This window comes from Paenibacillus cymbidii (assembly GCF_004764705.1).
Classification (GTDB): Bacteria; Bacillota; Bacilli; order Paenibacillales; family NBRC-103111; genus Paenibacillus_AN; species Paenibacillus_AN cymbidii.
This window is the reverse complement of sequence record NZ_SHLX01000005.1, coordinates 303032-323704: the sequence shown is the minus strand read 5'-3', so window position 1 is coordinate 323704 and position 20673 is coordinate 303032. Positions and strand designations below refer to the sequence as shown.

17 protein-coding genes are annotated in these 20673 nt (G+C 52.5%); 8 read left to right on the top strand and 9 right to left on the bottom strand.

Annotated elements, in window-relative coordinates:
• Positions 1 to 210: 210 nt before the first annotated feature.
• The 6 genes from EXY20_RS09860 (at position 211) to EXY20_RS09835 (ending at position 8657) form a co-directional block, all read left to right on the top strand.
• Positions 211 to 1821, top strand: a complete 1611-nt coding sequence (locus tag EXY20_RS09860) for a response regulator (protein ID WP_135550318.1) — start codon at positions 211 to 213, stop codon at positions 1819 to 1821.
• A 21-nt stretch (positions 1822 to 1842) separates the two neighbouring features.
• Positions 1843 to 3681, top strand: a complete 1839-nt coding sequence (locus EXY20_RS09855) for a sensor histidine kinase (protein WP_135550316.1) — start codon at positions 1843 to 1845, stop codon at positions 3679 to 3681.
• 156 nt (positions 3682 to 3837) lie between these two features.
• Entirely contained in the window at positions 3838 to 4797 is a 960-nt protein-coding gene (locus tag EXY20_RS09850; protein WP_135550314.1) for an ABC transporter permease, read from the top strand.
• Positions 4798 to 4813: 16 nt separating this feature from the next.
• Entirely contained in the window at positions 4814 to 5692 is an 879-nt protein-coding gene (locus EXY20_RS09845; protein WP_135550312.1) for a carbohydrate ABC transporter permease, read from the top strand.
• A gap of 50 nt (positions 5693 to 5742) precedes the next feature.
• Entirely contained in the window at positions 5743 to 7287 is a 1545-nt protein-coding gene (locus EXY20_RS09840) for an extracellular solute-binding protein (RefSeq protein ID WP_135550310.1), read from the top strand.
• 62 nt (positions 7288 to 7349) lie between these two features.
• Positions 7350 to 8657 carry an FAD-dependent oxidoreductase gene (locus tag EXY20_RS09835; protein WP_135550308.1) on the top strand — a complete coding sequence of 436 codons (1308 nt, stop codon included), beginning with the start codon at positions 7350 to 7352 and terminating at the stop codon, positions 8655 to 8657.
• Positions 8658 to 8803: 146 nt separating this feature from the next.
• Here the strand turns inward: EXY20_RS09835 and EXY20_RS09830 are convergent, their stop codons facing one another.
• The 3 genes from EXY20_RS09830 to EXY20_RS09820 form a co-directional block, all read right to left on the bottom strand.
• Entirely contained in the window at positions 8804 to 9640 is an 837-nt protein-coding gene (locus EXY20_RS09830; RefSeq protein ID WP_167859127.1) for an AraC family transcriptional regulator, read from the bottom strand.
• Between the two features lie 97 nt (positions 9641 to 9737).
• Positions 9738 to 10838, bottom strand: coding sequence for a Gfo/Idh/MocA family protein (locus EXY20_RS09825; RefSeq protein WP_135550303.1), 1101 nt, complete (start codon positions 10836 to 10838; stop codon positions 9738 to 9740).
• An 8-nt stretch (positions 10839 to 10846) separates the two neighbouring features.
• A complete protein-coding gene (locus EXY20_RS09820; protein WP_135550301.1) occupies positions 10847 to 11929 on the bottom strand; it encodes a Gfo/Idh/MocA family protein in 1083 nt (360 codons plus the stop codon).
• 704 nt (positions 11930 to 12633) lie between these two features.
• Here EXY20_RS09820 and EXY20_RS09815 point away from each other — a divergent pair.
• Positions 12634 to 13554 carry an alpha/beta fold hydrolase gene (locus EXY20_RS09815; protein ID WP_235885495.1) on the top strand — a complete coding sequence of 307 codons (921 nt, stop codon included), beginning with the start codon at positions 12634 to 12636 and terminating at the stop codon, positions 13552 to 13554.
• A 401-nt stretch (positions 13555 to 13955) separates the two neighbouring features.
• On the opposite strand, the gene EXY20_RS09810 is transcribed toward EXY20_RS09815, so the two are convergent.
• The 6 genes from EXY20_RS09810 to EXY20_RS09785 all read right to left on the bottom strand — a co-directional run bounded on the left by EXY20_RS09810 (position 13956) and on the right by EXY20_RS09785 (position 19769).
• A complete protein-coding gene (locus tag EXY20_RS09810) occupies positions 13956 to 15212 on the bottom strand; it encodes a metal-dependent hydrolase family protein (protein WP_135550299.1) in 1257 nt (418 codons plus the stop codon).
• On the bottom strand, positions 15196 to 16677 hold the full coding sequence (locus EXY20_RS09805; protein WP_135550297.1) for a lanthionine synthetase LanC family protein: 1482 nt from the start codon (positions 16675 to 16677) through the stop codon (positions 15196 to 15198). The genes EXY20_RS09810 and EXY20_RS09805 overlap by 17 nt, the downstream gene beginning before the upstream one ends.
• Before the next feature lie 12 nt (positions 16678 to 16689).
• Positions 16690 to 17442, bottom strand: a complete 753-nt coding sequence (locus EXY20_RS09800; protein WP_135550295.1) for an amino acid ABC transporter ATP-binding protein — start codon at positions 17440 to 17442, stop codon at positions 16690 to 16692.
• On the bottom strand, positions 17439 to 18146 hold the full coding sequence (locus tag EXY20_RS09795; RefSeq protein WP_135550293.1) for an amino acid ABC transporter permease: 708 nt from the start codon (positions 18144 to 18146) through the stop codon (positions 17439 to 17441). Before EXY20_RS09795 ends, EXY20_RS09800 begins: the two co-directional genes overlap by 4 nt.
• A complete protein-coding gene (locus EXY20_RS09790; RefSeq protein ID WP_135550290.1) occupies positions 18143 to 18856 on the bottom strand; it encodes an amino acid ABC transporter permease in 714 nt (237 codons plus the stop codon). Before EXY20_RS09790 ends, EXY20_RS09795 begins: the two co-directional genes overlap by 4 nt.
• 76 nt (positions 18857 to 18932) lie before the next feature.
• Complete coding sequence (locus tag EXY20_RS09785; protein ID WP_167859126.1) at positions 18933 to 19769, bottom strand: transporter substrate-binding domain-containing protein; 837 nt, start codon at positions 19767 to 19769, stop codon at positions 18933 to 18935.
• 221 nt (positions 19770 to 19990) lie between these two features.
• On the opposite strand from EXY20_RS09785, the gene EXY20_RS09780 reads away from it, so the two are divergent.
• Entirely contained in the window at positions 19991 to 20581 is a 591-nt protein-coding gene (locus tag EXY20_RS09780; RefSeq protein WP_167859125.1) for a TetR/AcrR family transcriptional regulator, read from the top strand.
• Positions 20582 to 20673 lie beyond the last annotated feature (92 nt).

Here is a 20673-nt window from a genome sequence, read left to right as displayed (position 1 = left end):
ACTTTTATGCGCAGTAACACGTTTTTCTTGTCCCGGACAAACTGACATGAGGTCGGTTTGTCCGGATTTTGCGTCATCGGCAAACGCCAGGCGTTAATGTGTCGTTTTTTTGTCATGCACCAGCGATTTGGCAATCATACCAGCCGGTATTGACCGTATTTTTGTATAATGAAAGAAATGGACGTCATCCGGATTAAGGGGGGCTTGCGAATGTACAAATTGCTGATTGTGGATGACGAGCCGGCAACACGAGCCGGTCTTCGCGAATGTTTTGATTGGATAAGCTGCGGCATCGAGCCGGCTGGAGAAGCGGACGACGGCGACGTTGCATTACGGATGGCCGAACAGAACCGATTCGATATCGTCATTACTGACGTCCGGATGCCGAAGATGGATGGAACCCTGCTTGCACGCAAGCTGCGCGACCGGGATCCACGAGTGAAGATCGTCTTCGTCAGCGGCCATGACAACGCCGAATATTTGAAGTCGGCGATGCAGGTCAGCGCGGTCGACTATATTTTTAAGCCTATTGTGTTGCGGGAGCTTCGCATCGTGGTGGAACGTGTCGTTGCCGAATTACGAATGGAGGATGCTAAGGCGCGCATCGATCGTGAGATGCAAGATAAGCTGCGCGAAAGCATGCCGCTGCTGCGGGAGCGGTTCCTGCTCTCGCTGCTGGAGGACGGTCCTCTGCAATCGAATCGTCTGCGTGAAAGGCTCGTATTTCTCAGTCTCGAACTGCCGGTCGACGATCTCTACACGGTACTGGTCGTTAGCGTCGACAACCGGGCGGAGGTTTTCGAATCGCGCACGGAGCGGGAACGGCAGCTGCTTGCCTATGCGCTGATCAATATTTGCCAAGAACTCATTGAACGCCATATGGGCGGCTATATATTCGAATCGCAGAGCGGAGAATTTGCCGCTCTTCTTTATGGAGGAGACGGCGGCGAGGAAAAACTGCTTCAGCTCGCGGGAGAAATTCGCGAGAATGTGGAGCGGTGGCTGCGGATCAGCGTCACCATCGGTGTCGGCGAGCGCGCGGCAGGGCTCGCGAACGTTAGTAAAGCGTTTGCGTCCGCGCGGGAAGCGGCCAGCCGCAAATGGTTTCTTGGCAAAAATCGGGTGATCACGATGGATTGTCTAGAGCCACTGCACGAAGACGGACATCGTGTGTCGTACACCGCGATGGAGCGTCTGGTGCTCCTCATTCGCGCCGGCGAAGAGACCTCGGCGGTAGCCGTTTTGGACGAGTCGTTCGCGAAACTTGCGCAAATCCGCCAGGATGGCTTCGTATACGGCCGCAACATCGCGCTGCAAATCATGCTGCTCGCCGATCAAGTGCTGCTCGAGCTTGGCGTCGAGCCGGAAGAGACGGAAGCGGTCAACACGGCGCTTTGGCAGCAACTGCTGCGTCAGGAAACGCTTGATGAATTGCATAGGCTGGTGCGGCAGCGCGTTTCGCAGGCATGCTCCCGAACAAACGAACGTCGGTCCGGCAAATTGCGCAATCTGGTCGAACGGGTGCAAGCTATTGTGGCAAAGCGCTTTGCCGACAATTTGACCGTGGCTGATATCGGCAAGGAAGTTTATTTGACACCGACTTATGTCAATTTGCTGTTCAAGCAGGAAACAGGACGCACGATCAATGATTACGTCACACACGTGCGTATGGAGAAGGCCAAGGAAATGCTTCGCGATCCGCGCTTGAAATTTTACGACATTTGTTTGGCCGTCGGTTATGCCGATGCCAGCTATTTCACCAAACAATTCAAAAAAGTGGTGGGTATGACGCCGAGCGTCTACCGGGAGCGGCTCGGATGAGAATGGATAGGAGGCATATCGATGCGCCGAACGATCAATGCAGTCGCCAGGTTAAAGCGTTCTCTTCCGCCCTACGGTGCGCTTCGCAAATGGCTGTTTGTTTATTTGCTCGTCATTGCGCTTCCGGCCGGCATCTTGGTCGTCCGTTTCTACCAGCATTCGGCCGCGATCGTCGAAGATGAGGTTTCGCGGTCCCTGTTGCAAACGATTCGGCAGGCGAGCATTAATTTGTCCTATCGGCTGGAGCGAATCGTCGATATTTCGAACGCAACGATGATGAACGCAAACTTGTTTGCGTATCTCGACGAAGCCGGCGATAATGCGGCTTCAGCAGGGCAATTGCAAATTGTCAAAGACCTGGGGCAATTGATCGGCACCGTTCAAAGCAACAAAGACGTGTTTCGCCTCCGCTTGTTCGTCGATAAGACCAAGTTGATCGCTGCGGAGAGGGTCAATGTTTTTCCGCTGGACGATCTGAAGGAAACAGATTGGTATGAAGACGTCATTGCGGCAAACGGCCTGATCGTGTGGACCGGCGTATACCGGGAGAGCTTTTTCAACAGAGAGAGCGCCGCCATTTTTTCCGCGGCTCGCATGCTGCGCGATTCGAACCGCTATGACCGTTTGTCCGGCGTGATGCTGATCGATGTAGCCGCATCTTCGCTGACCGACATTATCGCCAGCGTCGTTATGCCGGATCAATCAGTCGTGTATATTGTCGATGACGAAGGCGTCGTAGTATGGCATCCTGATCCGGCATTGATCGGCACCGCCATTCCGATCTTTGCGCCGGAAAAAGCGGACGCAGGCAAACAAGAGGGCATGATCAAGACGGAAACGGCCGACGGGAAAAGGTTGGTGATGTTTTCGCCCATAAAGGCGACCGAATGGCGGCTTGCCGCCGAAGTTTCGGCTGCTGCGATAAGCGGCCGCACCCTGCAGCAGGGACAAGCGGCAGGGGCGGCGACACTGACTGCCGTTTCCATCCTTTTCCTGGCCCTCATGTTCGGTTTGCTCGCATTCATCATCCGCAGCATCAACCGCAGGCTTCAGCATGTCATTTCCGCGATCCGCCGGGAAGGCGTCGAAAGGTTAGGGGAGAAACCTGCGCCAGGCGGGGGCTTCGTCATTCTGGAGGAAAGCGTTGATCAGTTGGTCTTGCGTATGAAGTCGCTGATGGAGCAAAATTACCGCGCCCAAGTGATGGAGCGGGAGGCGCAGCTTCGGGCGCTGCAGGCGCAAATTAATCCCCATTTCCTGTACAACACACTCGATCTGATTCATTGGAATGCGGTTCGACACCAGGCGGATGACGTTAGCCTCATGATCGAAAAACTGTCCCGCTATTTCCGCCTCAGTTTGAACAAAGGGCGGGATGTCGTCAGCGTGGGCGACGAAATCAAGCTTGCGCAAGTATATCTCGATATCCAGATGAATCGGTTTCCGGCCAGTTTTCGTTACGAAATCGAAATGGAATCCGGAATCGAACCGTTCATGATGCCCAAGCTGACACTGCAACCGCTTGTTGAAAACGCGCTGATGCACGGGATCCGTATGACGGATAACAAAAATGGAATTATTCGCATCACGGCAGGCAGGAGCGGAGACAAGCTGCTGCTGGCTGTCAGCGACGACGGGGCAGGGATGGAGGAAAATCTGGCACGGAGCTTGCTGAGCCGCCCCAGCCCTTCGCAGGAGCTTCACGGCGCAGGCAGTTCGTACGGTCTATATAACGTCCATGAGCGGATCCGTCTTTATGCCGGCGAAGGCTGCGGCCTTTCGATCCGATCGGCTCCGGGAGCGGGTACGACAATTTTGGTCGCTTTGAAAACGGTTTTGTCGGAAAAGGCTCCGTCCTGATTCGCTGTAGAGCGGCGCCGACGCCGCTGCGTTTGTTGTCCCGGCAAAGTGTGAGGTAATGCACTAGCGATTGCTGTTTTGTCCGCTACAACTGTTGGTCCAGCCATTCTATACTATGACATGTAAGGCACCCAAGTGATGAGAGGAGGGTATGGAATGAAACGGACGGCGACAAACGGGAGTTGCAATGACGGGACGAGAAAGCGGAGTGAACGGAGAGGCTGGCGGCTGTTTCGCACTCATCTCGACATGTATGCGCTGCTGGTCCCGGGACTGCTGTTTATGCTCGTGTTCAAGTACATCCCGATGTATGGCGTCGTCATTGCGTTTCAAAATTTCAACATTTTTGATGGCATTTCCGGCAGTCCCTGGGTAGGTTTGGAACAGTTCGCAAAGCTGGTCCGATCCGATGAGTTTTTCCGCGTTTTTCGCAACACGCTGCTGATCAGTCTGTACAAAGTCGTGCTGTTATTCCCAATCCCGATCGTCGTCGCCTTGCTGCTCAACGAAGTGGCAGCCATGTGGTTCAAGCGGACCGTGCAGACGATCATTTATTTGCCCCATTTTTTGTCCTGGGTGATTATTGCCGGCTTGTTTATCAACATCCTTTCGCCTTCAACCGGCATTGTCAACGCGCTGATTGCCGGGCTCGGAGGAAGTCCGATATCGTTCCTGATCGACAACGACTGGTTTCGCAGCATTGTCGTTTTCACGGCGGGCTGGAAGGAAAGCGGCTGGAACGCGATCATCTATATTGCCGCAATCGCCGGCATTGGGCAGGATCAGTACGAAGCGGCGGCAATCGATGGAGCCGGGCGAATCAGACAGATGTGGCATATTACGCTGCCGGGCATTCTACCGACCATCGTGCTCATGTTCATCCTGCGCATCGGCGGGTTGATGGAAGCAGGTACAGAGCAAATTCTGATGCTGTACAATGCCGTCGTATACGAGACGGGCGACGTGATCGGCACGTTCGTATACCGGATGGGATTGGGCAAAATGGAGTACAGCTTCAGCACCGCCGTCGGATTGTTCAATTCCGTGATAGGATTTGCGCTCATCATGGGCGGGAACTGGCTGAGCCGCAAAACGGTCAAACGAAGCATCTGGTGACAAGGAGGGGGACGGGATGATCAGAAAAAACGCGGCCGACCGAACGCTTCATGTGGCAGTATATCTCGTACTTACGGCGATGACCGCCGTTACACTGCTGCCGTTCGCCAACGTGCTCGCCAAGTCGGTCAGCGCGGAGTGGGCTGTCGTATCCGGCCAGGTTGGCGTTTGGCCGATCGATTTCCAATTGGATACCATGCGATACGTGATAACGTCGCAGCCGTTTGTTCGCGCGTTTATCGTTTCCTTGATCGTGACGGTTGCGGGTTCCCTGTTTTCGATCCTGCTCACGGCGATTACCGCATACCCGTTGTCCAAGCGACATTTGCCCGGCATGCGCGGCATTATGGTGGCCTTTGTATTTACGATGATGTTCAGCGGCGGTACGATTCCGAATTACTTGCTGATTCGTCAGCTCGGGCTGATGAACAGTTTATGGTCACTCATTCTGCCGGCGCTTATCAGCGTGTTCAACATGCTGATCGTCAAAAGCTATTATGAAAATCTTCCGGAAAGTCTGGAAGAATCGGCACGAATGGACGGCGCACGGAATCTCACGCTGCTATTCCGGATTTTGCTTCCGCTCAGCATGCCCGTACTGGCCACGATTGCGCTGTTTTACGCGGTGTATTACTGGAACGATTTTTACCACCCGATGCTGTATATCAACTCGTCGTCGCTGAAACCGCTGCAGCTGTATTTGCGCGATATCGTAATGGACGCGGATACGACGCAGGCGGGCGTAAGCAAAACTGCGGACGATCTCCTGAACATTTCACCGGAAGGCATTCGCGCGGCAACCGTTGTCGCTTCCACGGTGCCCATCGTTCTCGTTTATCCGTATTTGCAGAAATATTTTATCAAAGGCGTATTGATCGGTTCCGTCAAAGGGTAGGGGCAGTTCAGGACGTATCGCCCGACATTCGTAAATAGGAGGGGTTGGAATTGAAATGCACACTTCGCGCGACCGCGCTGATCGCGCTGACAGCTGTTTTGTCCATTACCGCCGCATGCGGCAAATCCGAAACGCCGAAAGGGGCGGCCGGAACTGCCGCTCCTTCGGCCGCATCCGCAACAGAAGCGCCCAAGCCGCAATTGCGGGCACTTCACCAATGGCAGAAGGACGACTACAACACGTATCCGGTGGCCAAAGTTATCGAAGACAGAACCGGATACAAAGTGCAGTACGATATGCTTCCGCAAGACGATGCGACGAGCAAGCTCAATTTGCTCATTTCGTCGGGGGAGCCGTACGATTATGTGCTCACAGGCGGCGACAGCGCGACAAAAGCGCTGTATTCCGACTACGCCAGAAGAGGCGCGCTGGTCGACCTCGGACCGCTGATCGACAAATACGGTCCGAACTTGAAGGCTTCGATTTCGCAGGAATCGTGGGATGCGATTAAGGTAGACGGCAAAATATATGCGGTTCCGACGCGATCCATCGATTTTGCCAGCAACGATCTGATCATTCGTCAGGATTGGCTGGATAAGCTGAATTTGACGATGCCCACGACGGTGGACGAATTTATCACCGTGCTGAAGACATTCAAGGAGAAAGACCCCGGAGGCAACGGAGACAAAAATATCCCATTCACGATCGGCGGAACAACTCCGCTTGTCGCAAACCTAAGCGGAGCGTTCGGCATCCCGAACAACTGGAACGATGTTGGCGGCAAGCTGGTGCCGAATCCGCTCAATCCGGCTTTTGAGCCCTATTTGGTTTTCATGAATGAATTATTCAAGCAAAAACTGCTGGATCAGGAGTTTCCGGTAAACAAATCTGCCACGGTGCTGGAGAAATTTACGAGCGGCAGGGCCGGCATCATCCAGATCAACTGGGCGGACGCTCCGACAATCGCCGACGCGCTCGCCAAAAATCAACCGAATGCCAAATACACGCTTGTTCCTCCGCTCAAAGGAAAAGACGGGAAGTCGGGGCTTAGCAGTAACGGCGGCGGATTGGACCGCATTACGTTCGTGCCCAAATCGTCCAAACATCCGGAAGACGCGATCAAGCTTATGAACGCCAAGTTGGAAAAAGATACATTCAAGCTGATGACGCTTGGCGTTGAAGGCAAACATTATACGTTCAAGGACGGTGTCTACTCGCCGATCCTGCCGATTTTTACCGATGAACGCAACGCATCCAACAACTACTTGAACGGCATCGATGAGCAAAATTACCCGACATACTGGCAGGCGCGCGTGCGTAAGGATGCCCGGTTGTTCGCCGCTTGGGAATATATGAACCTGAAGCTGCCCGCATCGTCCAGAGTAGCGGATCCGCTCGGCATGGCGCCTTATTTGGCTGAATACGCCAAAAACAACCAGACGCTTGCCACACTGATCAACGATTACGGCGTCAAAGTGATCGTCGGCGCCGAGCCGATCAGTGGCTTGGAGGCGTTTCGGCAAAAATACAAACAGTCCGGCGGCGAAGCGAGCCAAAATGAAATCAACGCGTGGTACGCGGGCAAGAAAAAATAACCGAATCCGGAGCGGGTCGGGAGACGGCAACTCGTTTTCCGCCCGCATCGCAAGGAGGAAGCATGGAGACATACACGGAAACGAAAACGATTCCCGCCATTGACGCGGCTGACGTCATCGTAGTGGGAGGCGGTTCGGCTGGCATTATGGCGGCCATTGCAGCAGCCCGGCTCGGCAGCAAGGTGCTGCTTATCGACCCGTCCTCCGCGCCGGGCGGCACGTCGATCATCGGCTTGCCGCTGGCCGGCTTTCACGACGGCGTTCGCAGCGTTGTCGGGGGCATACCGGATGAGTTCATGAACCGACTGGAAGCGCGGGGCGGCTTATGGGGGCCGAGGAATGCGGCTTTTATCCCGTCCGATCCGGAGATCATCAAAATGATCGCAATCGAGATGCTCGAAGAAGCGGACGTGGAGATGCTGCTGCATACCATGGTGGTGGACGCGGTCGTACGCGAAGGTCGGATTGACGGCGTGATTGTCGAAGGCAAGGGGGGCAGACGTTTGCTGCGTGCCCCGCTGTTCGTCGACGCAAGCGGAGATGGCGACGTATGCCATTATGCCGGTGTTCCGATGATGAAGGAGGAAGGCGAGCTGCAGCCGCCTACGCTTATGTTCGTCGTTGGCAACATCGACATGGACCGGTTTGAGGAGGCGGGCGGCTATTCCGTTTTGATGCGGACTTACCAGGAAATTTCCGCCAGGGAACAGTTTCGCAATCCGCGCCGCAACGAATTGTCGGGCGGATGGCGTCTCGGCTCGCGGAAGAACGAGCTTGCCTTTAATGTGACCCGCATTCTGAATATCGACGCTACCGATCCGCGGGATTTGACCCGTGCGGAGGTCGAGGGTCGGCATCAAGCGTGGGAATTTCTGGATCGATTTCTTAAGCCGCATATCGCCGGATTCGAGCAAGCATTTATCACGAATACGTTTCATCGTGTCGGCGTGCGCGAAACGAGACGAATCGTCGGCGAATACGTCATCCGCGAGGAAGATTTGTGGCAGTTCCGCAAGTTCGACGATGCCGTATGCTGTGGATGTTATCCAATCGATGTGCACCATGCGAGCAGCGAAAGCACGCATTATCCGAAGGAGCACTTTTACAACGGCCAATACTATTCGATTCCATACCGGGCGTTGGTGCCACTGCGCGTTGACAATGTGCTGGCTGCAGGCCGCTGCCTGTCCTCCGACCATGTCGCATTCGGGGGACTCCGGGTGATCGGCAATACGATGGGCACGGGGCAGGCTGCCGGCACAGCGGCTGCGCTTTGTTTGCAGCACGACGTTATTCCACGGGAGCTCGATGTTGATTTGCTGCGCGACACACTGCGGCAGCATGGCGCTTTTTTGGGCGTACCGACATAAACGGGATTGATCAGGCTGCTATTTGAAGCAGCCTGTTTTTTTTGGGGAAAATGAGATGAGCTTTGGGAACCGAATCATTCGGGTGTATATACCACCGATTATCATTCGACCGATCCCTACGACTGGCTGCAGAGTTATCAAGTAAATTATTCGTGCCTGTCAGAAAGCATTCCTTTCCGGTAGTTCATTGGAGACAGACCTACATACGATTTATAAAATCGAGAGAAGTTCGACACTTCTTCGAAGCCGAGCGACACTGCTATTTCCTTGACGCTCATATCTGCGGTGGCGAGCAGTGTTTTGGCGCGTTCAATTTTCATTTGACGGTACATATAGATCGGGGATGTCCCGAACAATTCCTTGAACCGGGCGCTGGCGTAAGTATCGTTCAAATACAGCTCGCTCGCAATATCTTTCAGCGTTAGTCTTGAGCCAATATGTCGAACCATTCCGCACAAAATGCCGAGGAACGGCGTCGTGACGGGAGGGCGGATGACGGAGTTTTCATGACCTAGGGCACTGTCGAGCAGAATGGAGAGCACTTCAAAGCATTTGGCTTTTCTGTAGATCGCGGAAGTAATGGAATGGCGATGCCCCATGGCGTTCATAAGCTCGCCGAAGGCTGTTTCGAACGGCTCGCTCTTTCCGAGGGAATAAACATAAGGGATATCGAACAGGGACAGTACGTCGATGCAGTGCTCGATTTTATAGGTAAAATGCCACCACAAAAACTCCGTTTCCTCATCCGTATCTTTAAACTGATCGTGCTCCACATGGGGAGGGATGAAAATAACCGTGCCGGGACGAATCACATAGGTGTTGTTCCCGACACGGAGCTTGGCTGTTCCCCGTTTTACGTAAGTCATCATATAGAACGATTTCAGCACGCGATTGTAAATCCCGATTTCACGACGGGTATGAACGTCGTAAGTCAACACATGAATATCCGCATTTTCAAGTAAAAAGAGTATGGAATCGTTCATCGGCAGTACCCGTTCCTTAATTCGACTTTTGCGGTGTAAGCTAGCTACAGCATAGCACATACGGTTCGGGTAAGGGAATACACAGCTTGCTGCCGGATCAAACCGTAACGACGACTCGGCTGCCCTGCCGGGCGGAAGCTTCGATCGCCTGGAGCACGATTTGGTTGCGAAGGCCGTCCTCGAAGCTGGGTCTCGGCTGCACGCCGGCGGCAATGCCGCCGACAAATTCGGAGACGAGGTTCACGAACGTATGCTCATAGCCGAGAATATGGCCCGGCGGCCAGTATGCCCCGGCATACGGATGATCGTCTTCCGTGCAGTTGATGACGCGAAAACCTTGGCAACCGGGAGAATCATCCTCCAGGTAAACGTGCAAGTGGTTCATGTTTTCCAGATCCCAACGCAAAGAGCCCCTAGAGCCGTTGATTTCAATCCGGTTGCCGTTTCGGTTGCCCTTGGCGAAGCGCGATGCTTCGAACACGCCGACGGCGCCGCAGTCAAACCTTGCCAGGCAAGCGGTCGTATCGTCCACATCGGCATTCGGGCGGAACGATGCCATCTGAGCTGTCACTTCCCGAATTTCGCCGACCAGGAAATGCGCCAGATCGACCGAATGCGCCAATAGATCGCCGAGCGCACCGGAGCCGCTTTCCTTTTGGTCGAGTCGCCACGAATCGGTCACTGTTTCATGCATCAACCAATCCTGCAGATATACCGCACGGAAATGATAGATTTGCCCGAGCTTTCTTTCTTCGATCAATCGTTTGGCGAACTGAACGGCCGGCGCGAACCGATAGTTGAAGCAGATCATATGAATCACATTTGCAGCGACAGCTGCGTCCAGCAAGCCTTGCGCCTGTTCCACGCTCAAAGCGAATGGTTTCTCGCACAAAATATGTTTGCCCGCCCGGGCGGCAGCCAGCGCGATTTCGTAATGCGAACCATTGGGCGTGCAAATATCGACCGCATCGATATCATCCCGTTCGACCAATCGGCGCCAGTCGGTCTCGCATTCCTGCCAGCCCATGGACTCGGCAGCAGCGGCTAAGCCGCGCCTATCTCTTCCGGCAATTGCCTGAAGCACCGGGAACGCACCCGTACGGAAAAAATACGGTACGGTACGATAAGCGTGGCTGTGTACTTTGCCCATAAACTTGTAGCCGACAAGTCCGATGCGGACGGGCTTCCCGTTCGTCATATACGAGCTCACGGCTGCACCGCAACCAGACGGTCGACGATCATGCGGAACAGCTCCAGATCCTGCATATAATCTTCCGCCGTCGTGACCGGATCCGCTCCCTGCGTAACAACCTCATACCAATGCTCCAGCTCTTCGACATAAGCATCCTTGAATGTCGGACGCACCACGCTTTCGTTGTGGCTATCCCCGACGGTTTCCTGGATGTGCAGAGCCGTCGGAAGCTGGCGGATATATGGCGTATTGTACTGCACCTTCACCGTTTTCTCCGGCCCGAACACTTCGATGTACGCATCGAAACGCCGCTGACGATCCGTGCCAACCTCATAGCTGGCCATAAAGCTACCGTAATCGAATAGGACGTGCCAAAAGTTCCCTGCAGCCACGGCGGATATGACGCCCCTCGGCATACCGAGCATATGTCTCATCGCCGACAAATCGTGACAGCCCAAGCCGCTCAGCAGACCATACATCCGGCGTTTTTCCGCCGAAGTATGTTCTCCGAGCGCTTCCAACTGCTGTGCTTCGATTCTCGTTGCGCGTTCCTCTCCGAGATGAGCGGGAAGGTCGTTCGGACGGTAAACGTCGCTGCTCTGTTCGATAAACAGGCGGTTGCTGCCGATAATAGCGCGGATGTGCACGTAATTGATCTTCTCCAGCTTGATTACTTCATCGAGCGCCAGGCGAAAAGCCGGTGCGAAACGGCGCATATACCCGACCATGACTTGCTTGCCTGATGCATGCTTCTCCCGGATGATCGACTCCGCGTCCGCTTTCGTTAAACACATCGGCTTTTCCACAAACACATGCAGCCCTTCGCGCAAAGCGGTAACCGCGCAGTCCTTATGGTGCTCGTCGCTATTCAGGACGAACACCGCATCGAGTCCGGGCTGCTTGACCAGCTCGCGGTAGTCGCCGTACTTGCTGCTATCGGGAACCTTGTATTTCTCGCCTATGTAGGAGAGCAGACTGGCCGAAATGTCGCAAATGGCGGCGATTTCATATTTGCAGCCCAACATTTCCAGGATCGGCAGATGGATAATTTGCGCGACTTCACCAAGTCCGATCATACCTATTTTCAATCGTTTCATTAATGTTATCACTCCTTTCGTATTCTGCACTTATTTTAGCGTAAGAGCTGAATTGGTTAACATGGCATTTCTATAAGAAAAGTTATCACTTCTTTGGGGGCTGATAGACTTGCTTTACCTTCTTTTGTTTATCGCTTTACTTGCCGCGGCAAACGATTTAATTAAATCTGAAGCAAAAAAAAAACTAAGCCACGCGGGTTTGCGGGCTTCGTTTTCTGATTAATTATGGAATATAGCCGGAATGCGACGACTCGTACGTCGGTCCTGGAGTAGGCTCATGCAAATGCGCATGGGCCTACTCGATTTTTTTCTAGCCATGGATGGATTGATTCTTTTCAAACAACTTTTTAATGATATGCTTAACGTGAGTACATCACTATACATTGGATTGTGCCCTGGACAGTAATCTGAGGGAGAACGGTATTTGAAGGTGCGAATACTCATAAAAGCACTTTGAAATCAACGAGGAATAGGTAATAGCATATAAATTCACTTCTACAGGATTGGGCATGGTTATTACGGTTAAATGCGATGTGTGGGGGAAGAAGGTATGAAGCCGTCAACGAAGTAATTCCGCAACAAGAAATGGATCGCTATTGGAGTGTCAATTGTTTACCTTCCGTACACTCGGCATATATCATTGGACCTGGAATCATCGGCCGTTGCTATATTTGGAATGTGAATCTTTAAGGCGCCATAGGCATATGCTCAATTATGTCGTCTATGAGAGGATGTTGTTCGTGTTTCCTTATGCTCCAGGGGATTATATTCCAAATCCTAATTATCGGTTTATGCCTCAGGGATTGTACTATAACCCATATACCGAACCGAGGCAGGTTTGGTGGCAATATCCTCAAGATTCTGGAGGAAGATATCGGGCAATGGCACCTCAACGGCTAACCTTTGTACTTGTGCATGGTTCCTGGGCCGACGCTCACTTTTGGGACGGAGTTGCCGCAGTGCTGCGTAATCAAGGAAACATAGTCTATACACCGGAATACGCAGGCCATGGATCGGATCCAAATAAAAATGTCACGCATGACATGATTACGAATTCTGTCGTTGATTATATTAAACACTTGAACTTGCACGATTTTATTCTCGTTGGACATAGCTTCGGTGGAACAGTCATCCAAAAAGTTGCCGAACAGATACCCGATCGCATTAAACGTTTGGTCTTCTGGGATGCGTTCGTATTAAAAGATGGAGAATCGGTTGTTGACGAATTGCCGCCTCAAACGAAAAAAGGTTTTGAACAGCTTAGAGCCATGTCGAATGACGACACCATCATGCTTCCATTTGACTTGTTTCCAGCTTTGTTCGTAAATACGGCCACTACCGAGGATGCGAAACTATTTTATACAAGTGTTGCTCCGGAACCGGCTAAACCGCTTTTCGAGAAACTGGATCTTAAAGCATTCTACGCGCTGCAAACCCCCAAAAGTTATGTATATTTCTATCAAGATAATGTAATGCCTCAAGGGGAGGGCTACGGTTGGAATCCCCATATGTCAATGCGACTCGGTCTGTTCCGCCTAATCGTTGGCGATGGGGACCACTTTACGGATACGCGTACACGACCGGCGTATTTGGCGCAAAAGATTTATGATGCGACTCGGGATTGATCTTGCTTCGACTGGGTCGGTGGTTACAATGATTGTAATCTGCTTGGTATTGTGTTTGTAATTCTGGATTACTTTTATAAGTAAGATTCAGTATCAGATTCGATCATTTATGATCGGGTCTTCTTTGACTTTATAAGTTAAGTTGTTGCCACATGTGAATGGTACTGTGACGGCCACAAGGGCAAATGAAAATATAACACATGTTCAGTTTATTAACTTATGCGAATCCTTCGAGGTGTGCCGTGCAGACGGTTAACGTCCGCTGATTCCAGCCATTTTGCATGTCGAACCCCGCTAAGACTGATGATCGTCAAGGAAGCCGTGCAGGTGGCGGATTCAATGGCAGGTTAAGGAACCGAGTCATTTTCTATCGACAATCAGCCCTGCTGAACGTGACGGGCTCAAAGCGTATTCTTATAAACCACCGCATCTTTCATGATGAATCGAATATTGGTTGCGTCCGCCAAAACGTCCAGATCCTCAACCGGATTTCCGTTCACAATGAGCAAATCCGCAAACGAACCTTCCTCCAAGACGCCGATTTTCCCATCCGGATACGGATTTTGATATGTGGAAAATTTGATGAGTTCATGAACATTTCCGGTCGCCGCGACGATGCCGCGGAAGCTGCCGAACCGCTGTTTGTATATTCGGAAATCGTCATGCTGAATATCAGCGGCTCGTTGGACATCGCCGAAGGCGTCAGTGCCATACAGAATAGGAAGATTGTATTTATCGATCAACTCGGTTGCGTTTTTTTCGCCTTCGCGAAAACGTTCGATAAGCTTGATGGACGATTTCGGCAAGCCATCCGTCGGATACGCCCTGCTCAATTGGGGGCCCGGCGTGATCCAGATGCCCAGGTCGGCTACGATTCGGGCTGTCGCTTCATCGAGCAGCGTAGCGTGTTCGAAGCATTTGACACCTGCCTGGGCCGCGCGCTGCATGGACTGCGGCGTATACAGGTGCGCCATTACATAGGTGCCGTAATCGGCGGCCGCACCGACGGCCGCTTTCATTTCTTCCAAGCTGAACTGTACGGTCGAAATCGGATCGTAAGCGGAGCTGAAACCGCCGCCCGCCATAATCTTGATTTGGGATGCCCCCAGAAACAACTGTTCCCTGACCGCGCGGGTCACTTCTTCAGCACCGTCCGCAATGATCGATAATCGGCTCTTCAAATCGGCGGAAGCATAGATTCCGTCGGTAATTCGTTCTTCCGCATGACTCGCCCGGATATCGCCATGCCCACTCGTCTGCGAGATCATCGAGTTGGAGGGAAGGATTCTGGGGCCGTCAAGAAAACCGTTGTCGATATTTTTCTTCAGGCCGAAGGTGATGCCGCCCGCATCACGCACAGTTGTAAAGCCGCGGAGCAGCATTTCCTTCGCGAACCGCACCGAACGGACGGCCTTCTCGTCTATCCGCCAGCCGTCCGACAGCGTGTTGCCGGTGATGGACAAATGCACATGGGCGTCGGTCAATCCCGGTATGACGGTTAGGTTCCCCGCATCGTAAACCACATCGAAAACGTCCTCCGCAACCGATCCGCCGACGATTGCTTTGACAAGCTTATGCTCGATGACGATGTTTGCATGTTTCTGCAACGCGGCTTGTTTGCCGTTAAACACATTGGCATTCTTAATGAGCAGGTTCATTGGAATCGCCTCTTGTTCGGTTTGGTTCGAAGTGTTCCGGATAGGGATCGTCCATCAGCCGATGCCAATGAACAGAGCCGTTCAGCACTTGGTACAACTGAAGCAGCGTGTTTGCGATGCCCGCGGAACCGTGCATATATCCTTTGTTCAACGTTATGGTATCCGGCTCGAGCCGGGTCTCCGCAAGCGGCCAAGCAATTGCTCCGTTGCCGACTTCTTCAGCTTCGCCGAGCAGCACTTGGGCACAGCGTATCGCCACATCGAGGTATTGCCGGTTCCCGAATACCATGTACCAAGCGATGTATAGCTGAAGTATCGCGGCCGTTCCGCAGCATACGCACGTATTATTCCAATAGCCGGAAGATTGCACTTCCGGCGCGCCGAGGCCAAGGATGCCTTGGCTCATTTCCTCGATCGTACGCTTGTATCTGCTTTCGCCGGTCATTATATATAACTGGTAGATCAGCTTCGACGTTCCGGCTGCGCCGTGGCAGGCGCCCAAATAAAATGTCCGGTCCTGCGGATCGTCCATCAGCGGGACCAGCGCCCCTTCGTCCAAGGGGACGATTAAGGCATGCAGGTAGTCCGCCGCCGACTTGGCCGAAAAGAGAAAAGCCTCGTCTTGCGTATAATCATAGAACACGGACATCGCATAACCGATCCCTGCAGTGCCGATCACAAAATTAGGAAAACTGTACGGATAACCGTCGGGCTTAACATCCCACGATTTGCCGCCCCGGGGACTGGCTGTTTGGCTGTTGACTATCGTTTTGGCGGACGCAATTGCGAGCGAACGCAACGATTCGTCGTTCAGCGCGATGGCCATTCGAAGCAATAGCAGGGCAATGCCGGAATCCCCCAAGGCATAGTAGGGGAGCCCGGTCCAACGTACATCTCCCTTATTACGTTCGGCCGCGTCGGCGAAATAGTCGGCGATTTCCCGCAAAACCGCTAGACTGGCGGCTTCCTTAGTGGCTTCGTAATGCGTGATAAGTGCGCTCGCAATGCTTCCTATGCCTGAATTGACATTCAGCTCAAAATGCTGATTCGCATATGGATGACGAATTCGCAATTGCTTCCGCCAGTGCCGGCGGATGTAGCGAAAGCCTTCGCTGGACAATCGCCCGTAGTCGCTGTTGTTGGTGGACTCGAATAACGCCAAATAAAAATAGGCAATGCCCGCAGCGCCGTTTTCAAATCCAAGGTCCGGCTCGGCATCAGGCGTATCGACCCAATAACAGCCGTCCGGACCGGATACGCGAAATCGCTCGATATAACGGTGAGCCTTTGTGGCCGCTTCGAGAAGGTCGGCGGTTTCGGCTCTGGGGGCCGAGGTAAAGGATTGTCCGATAATGTGGGTACGGATCGTCATTGAGCAGCTCCCTATATGAGGTAGTTCAAAAAGTCGGCTGGCGAGCAGTTCGCCGTCAGGCGAACGACCAGTCTCGGTGCTGAAAAGTGTCATTTTGAACTCGCATTATATGTGAAATTCGACAGGCTCCAAAATTCGTTTCAGGAACTGCCGGGTGCGTTCTTCCTTCGGCTTGACCAACACATCGCCGGGGGCGCCTTCCTCCACGATGGCGCCGCCATCCATAAAAATGACCTTGCTGGCCACGTCGTGAGCAAACGATATTTCATGCGTGACGATCATCATCGTGATGCCGTCCACGGCGATTTTTTTGATCAGCGCCAGCGTTTCGCCGATCAATTCCGGGTCCAGCGCCGACGTCGGTTCGTCGAACAGGATCACTTCCGGGCCGAGCGCAACCGCTCTCGCAATGCCGACGCGCTGCTGCTGTCCGCCGGAAAGCTGCGACGGATAATAATCGTGCCGATCCGCTAGCCCTACTTTGGCTAGCGCGTTTCTGGCGATTGCAACGGCTTCCGCTTTCGGTAGTTTTCTCCCGACGATCAAGCCTTCGGTCACGTTCTCAAGCGCGGTCTTGTTGTGGAATAGATTATGATTCTGGAATACGAACGCCGTTTTTTTGCGAAACGCGAAAATATCCCGTTTTTTCGCTTTGTTCAGCCCGACCGTCTTGTCTCCGATGGTGAGCGTGCCTTGGTCGGCTTTGTCCAAGAAGCCGATGCATCTCAAGAGAGTCGTTTTGCCGGAGCCGCTCGCACCCAGAATGACGACGACTTCGCCTTCATCGACCCGTATGTTCACGCCTTTCAGAACGGCTGTTTTTCCAAACGATTTACGAACGTTTTTGACTTCGATCATGAGGCGTCACCCCTGTATTTTCCGATACTCTTCTCCAATGCTTTGCCCAACCATTCAATGATCAGACTAAGTCCCCAATAAACCAGCGCGGCGGCCAAATACGCTTCGAAGTAGCTGAAATACAAGTTGGCGTATTTCAAAGCGCCGTTCAGCACATCGACGACTCCGATCAGGATCACGAGGGACGTCGACTTCATCAGCGCAATAACGATTCCCGTAAGAGAAGGCACGAACACCACCATCATTTGCGGAAATACGATGCGCCTGAACGTCTGGAAAAAAGTCATTCCTACCATATAGCCGGCTTCGTACTGGCCTTTGTCCACCGACAGAAGCGAACCGCGTATATACTCGCTCATGTGGGCGATCACAGGCAAGGAAAGCGCGAATAGACCGACATAGACGCGGTTGACATCCCGTATCGTAACGGTCAAATGCAGCAATCCGACGATTCGATCGAAATGCGTTACGAAAAGAATGCTGGAAACGACTAAAATCAAATTGATCGGAATCGCTTTGAACGCGATGATGAACGCGTCGGCAGCATGGGAAAGCGCCGGAATCCGGTAAGTCCGAAGGGCCGCGACCATGACGCCGAACAACAATCCGACGAGGACGACCGCCAGCGTAAGCAGCAGTGTAATGTGGATATAGGATAAGGCGTTCTTGAAAGCGGCGACGATATATTCCGGCTTGATGTTCATAGCGATCCATCCGCCGGTTTTCTGCCGTAATCCAATTTTTTCAGCAGGATCGAACAGATTTTCTCAAGCACGATACTGGATGCGACAAAAATAAGGGCGGCGTCCGCATAACCTTCCAGCGAATGATACGAGCTGTTGCTGAGGATGGTAATCATCCCCATCATATCGACGACGCCTAGCATATAAGCGAGTGCGGTTGCCGGAAGCATCCCCACGACCATGGCGCCAAGTCCCGGCAATAGCACCCGGAACGCCTGCGGCAGCACGATTCTGCGAAACGTTTGCGCATCGGTAAGCCCCACCATATGCCCCGCTTCGACTTGGCCGCGCGGAACGGACAGGATGGCGGCACGGATGTGTTCCGCCAGAAACCCGGCTTCATTCAACCCGTATGCCAGAAACACAAATATCAATTTGTTCCAGCCGGATGCGACGTTGCTGCCGAATGCCGCTTGCAAGAGCAGAGGCAAACCGTAATACACCAGGAACAACTGAATGAGTAGAGGCGTACCTCTTGTAAATGAAATATAAACGGCTGCCAATTGATGGAGTACCGGAATCTTTCGGATGCGGATTACCGCCACAATGGTCCCGAGGACAAGCGCCAATACGGTCGAGACAACGACCACATAGAGCGAAACCGGGAATTTGGAAAGTATTTTCGGGAAATACTCCGCCATCCGTTCGAACGAGAAGAAATCGTTATCCATAATCACCTTTCCTTCACGCCCGCTCGCGCCGAGAAGCCGATTCCCGTTCAGCACGAACGAGCGGACCGTATGCCGCTTATTGGGGTTTTACGGTGACGTCGATGCCGAGTAGCGCTCTGGAAAGATTGCCGAGCGTGCCGTCTTTCAACAGCTTGCCCAGGGCGGCGTCAATCTCGTTCCGCAGCGATTCGCTGCCGTAGTTGTACAGAAGATACGTGCCGTTTTTTTTGCCGGGGTCGTAGAACAGATTGCTGCCGGCGATATCGAACGCATCCTTGCCGTAGGCTTCCAGCAGTGCTTTATCGTTCAGCGCTTCGCCGAACAGCGCGTCGATCGCGCCGCTTTTCAGATTGGCCAGCTGCTGCTCGACCGTACCGGTGTCCCAAACGGTTAGGATCTTCTTGTCGGGATGAGCCGCGTTGTACTTTTCTACGTAGCTGGCTACGGAAACGCCGGGCGCTAGCGCGATTTTCAAACCGCCCAAGTCGGTTTCGCTTTTAACGACAATAGGGGAGCCCTTCTTGACCTTTAATGTATAGCCGGTATTTTCATAATAGCTCGCTTCACTGTACAGGTATTTGGCCGCCCGTTCATCCGTCCAGCTGGCGTGTACCGAAAGAATATCGAACTTCTTGGTGTCGAGCCCGACGAAAGCGGCCTGGAAATCGGTGATCGGTTCGTATTTGAATTCATATTGCGGCAGCTGCTCATCAATTTTGACAAGCGTTTCATAATCGTAGCCCTGCCATTTTCCTTTTTCGTCCAATACGCTGATTTTCGGAATGCCGTTAACCAGACCGACGGTAATTGTCTTGGGTTTGGCCGCCGTGCCTTCTGTGCTCTTGCTATTGCCACATGCGGCGACGGATAGCGCCAACACCAGCGGGAGAGCAATCCCCCATCCTTTTTTCATTGTTCGATTCCTCCTCATGATTGTATAACTTAGATTTCAAATCAACTTACTTGGTATTAGAATTCGCCGACATCCTTCTTTATGAGCTCATAACGAATTGCGATTCTAGGAAACATAATATTACCAAGTTAAAACATTGTCAATACTGTTATAATAAATTTCATTACTTCGGTAATGTAATTCATTTTCCCTGATAAATGTTTTATAATGGGGCAAAGGGGTTGGAAGCGAATATGAGTGCCAGAGGTGCAACGAAAGACGCTATTTTAGCTGCAGGCATAAAATTGTTTAATCAATATGGTTTCGACAACGTGACGATCAATCAGATTTGTCAAGAAATCAATGTGACCAAAACCGCGTTTTACTACCATTTCAAATCCAAGGACGAGTTGATTTCCGAATTTTTCTCGTTTGACAATCTCGTATCCAATGACGATTTGTTGAACCTTCTTGCCGTAACCGATTTTGCCGAGCAGGTCATGAAAGCGATGGAAATATTCGTGAAGCACATCGTTCGATCGGGAGTGGAGATGACAAAGGAAAACTACCGGGTTCACCTGCGCAATCAAATCCTTCCTCTCGACAAGAGCAAGTCCGCGCTGCTCGGAAGCATTATTCCTACGCTGCTTCAACGGGCCAAAGACGCGGGCCAAATCCACAATCCGGCGAGCGCTGAGGACCTGCTTGACACGATGTGCAATTTGGCCAATGGGGTTATTCTGAATTGGGCCATGACAGGCGGCAGCTACGATATTCTGGGGGAAACAAGGAAGCGATTTGAAATTTTGTTGATCGTGAAAAGAGAGAAGTAGCAGGTTTGACGCTCCGCTCAATTGAGGGGGCGTTTTTTTGTTTGATTCCTTTGTGCAACAAAACATTACTGTGGTATTGACTTAACTTTACC